General features: G+C 61.8%; 3 protein-coding genes. All 3 read right to left on the reverse strand.

Features of this window, described 5'->3' with window-relative positions:
• Window positions 1–475: hypothetical protein (locus tag Q392_RS26255; protein WP_038215510.1), on the reverse strand; the 475-nt coding region annotated here is incomplete at its 3' end.
• Between the two features lie 65 nt (window positions 476–540).
• A complete protein-coding gene (locus tag Q392_RS33200) occupies window positions 541–1,191 on the reverse strand; it encodes a hypothetical protein (protein ID WP_157008344.1) in 651 nt (216 codons plus the stop codon).
• A 28-nt stretch (window positions 1,192–1,219) separates the two neighbouring features.
• On the reverse strand, window positions 1,220–2,581 hold the full coding sequence (locus tag Q392_RS31540) for a hypothetical protein (protein WP_157008345.1): 1,362 nt from the start codon (window positions 2,579–2,581) through the stop codon (window positions 1,220–1,222).
• Between the last annotated feature and the right edge of the window lie 95 nt (window positions 2,582–2,676).

Raw genomic sequence — 2,676 nt, forward strand, 5'->3', positions numbered from 1 at the left:
CTGCCTCTTGGGCAGCCTGCCTTCTTTCATCTCGATTCTCCGTACCTTTGAAGTTTCCAACTTCTTGCTGTACGTGAAATCTAGGCAGGGTCACGTCGGTGATCAGCCCTTTCGTGTGTGCGCGGGGCGTGGTCGTGCTGCCGGCGCCAGGGGCGGTGCGCGCCACGCGGCTGGCGTCCAGATAGGTGCCGATGTAGGTGTGGCCGCTCAGATCGCCGCCGCGGCCGTTCAGCCAGAGATTGATGGGCTGCACCGTCCAGGCGCCGAAGTTGCGCAGGCCATTGATGACTTCGTCGATATCGGCCAATGTGTGTTTGCCCCGCACGGTGGGCGAGGCGGGGGCCACGTGCACCACGCTGGCCTTGGTCAGCGGCCGGGTTTGCCGCAGGCCGTCGTAGGCGACGTTGACGAACAGGTTGCCTTGCGAGTGGGCGACCAGCACGAAGTCATGGCCTTCGTCGGCCAGATCTTGCAACGGACCACGGATAGCACTTGAGTGCTGGGTAGGCGATTGGCAGCGTGATCGCTCTCACTGCCGCACTATGACTCACAGGTATTGCCATCGGGCAATCGGGTGGAACTGCCGGATCGCGCGGCGTTGTATTTCATGTAGCGCTCGGCTCGCTGGCGCGTATTGGCAGTCATGGCTTCGATTTGGCCAGCAAGGTTGGAGAATTCACGATAGGGAGAGAAGTGAAGGCTGCCGCAATTGGTTGAGGCCATCAGCCCTTCCCCCGCTTTCTGCAGGGCCGTCCTGTCGTTCAAGTCCACCAGCAGCGTGTTTTGCAGCGCTCGTGCCTTTTGTAGCAGGGCCCTTTTTTGCAGATCAGACAGCGATTGCATGTTGATCCACGATTCAATGTCATCGCGAACGCCGTTTGCGTTGGCATCCGGCCCAGCAATGTCGCCGGACCGGTCCAACTTGGGATAGCCGCCGCTTTGCTCCAATGCGGCGATCTGCTCGCGAAGGGGAGGTGAAGTGGCTGTGCCTGCACTTCCGCCGCCGGGACTGCTGCCAGTTGCTCCATTGCCAGGATTGCTGGTCGACGTGGCTCCGCTACCGGGCAAAGATGTTGTACCGCCACCACTGCCCCCGCCGCAAGCTGTCAAGATAACCAGCGTTGTCGCGGCAAGTACGCTCCGCATCACGTTGCGGCAGCGCGAGGCGGCTCTATCCGCTTCTTTTCTCATGTCTGTTCCTCCTGAATGTTCTCGTTTGTCAAGGCGATGCAGGGGCCACCTGTTCAAGCGCGTCGATGATCAACTCCTTGGTGTGGGCACGCGGCGAAGTCGTGGCGCCTGTGCCGGGCGCAGTGGCTGCGCCGCGGCCTGCGTCCAGATACGTGCCAACGAGCGTGTGGCCGCTCAGGTCACTACCTCGACCGTTCAGCCAGAGGTTGATGGGTTGCACTGTCCAGCCGCCGAAGTTGCGCAGGCCGTTGATGACCTCGTCGATGTCGGCCAGCACATGCTTGCCCCGCACCGTGGGCGATGCGGGGGCTACGTGCACCACACTGGCCTTGACCAACGGACGCGATTGCTGCAGGCCGTCGTAGGCGACGTTGACGAACAGGTTGCCTTGCGAATGGGCAATCAGCACAAAGTCATGGCCTTCGTCGGCCAACTCTTGCAGTTTCGTCAGGTGAGCGGCAGTGTCAGCGGCGGTGGGCGGGCTACTCATGAGTTGGGCCAGGCCCTTGACGAAACCCGCCAAGGTCGAACTGACCAGCGAGTCGATCAGATCCGACAGGCCGGTGGCGCCGTCGCGCAGCCCGGCGAGCAGGCGCTGTGTGAGCGAGCCTTCTCGTCGCACCTGACCGCTGAGCAGTTCCCAATAGTGTTCCCACCGCTCGGTTAGCACGCCGTCGAGTTCGTTTCCGCGCTGAATGAACACCTCGGCGAGGTCTTGCGCCGCGGTGTTGCCATTGGCCGTGCCGGTCTGGTTGTAGAAGTTTTCATAGCGCAACAGCGTGTCGCGGTATTTGGGGCCAACCAGGCTGCGTATTTCCGACAAGCCGTCTCCTGCCTGCTCTTCCGTATTCCACACCCCATTGAAGAATCCCACCACCACGGTCGGCGGAGTGACGGTGATGGTGCCCTGGGCGGACGAGAAGTCCTCCTTGCGCTCGAACGCCCAGGTCGCCTTGTAGGTGTGGACGGTGGGTTGATCGGGCGCGGTGTACGAGCAATAAAGATCGCCGTTTGCGTCGGTATGGGTCCGGCAGGCCAGGCGCCAACGCTCGGCTGCGGGCTCCAGTGTGACCTTGACGTACTGTGCACCCACGCCTCCGGCGGGACGAGCCAACCGGATCATTGAGGGCAGGGGGCGGGATTTTTTGACAGGGACGGTGATGGATTGCGCGCTGAGGGCCGGGCCATTGAAGCGGGTGGCGCACATTGGGAGGGAGCTTTCCGGCATCAGCACGGCATAGTGTTCCGGGTCTGATGCGGGGGGGTAATTTGGAGCGTCATCTGGGCTTACGTACTCTCCGGTCTTCTTCCATGAAATGACTGTTGTCTGGCCTGGGCAGGGGGGAGCCAAATACGTATACGAATAGAACGACACTGAGTAGTCGAACAAGTTGATGTCCCAGGAAGTGGTGTAAGTCTTCTTTCACTCGCTGGGCGGCAAGGCGCGTAGGGCGTAGCCCGAAGCGGCTTGCCGCCCAGCGGCGG

This window comes from Xenophilus azovorans DSM 13620, from assembly GCF_000745855.1.
GTDB lineage: Bacteria > Pseudomonadota > Gammaproteobacteria > Burkholderiales > Burkholderiaceae_C > Xenophilus > Xenophilus azovorans.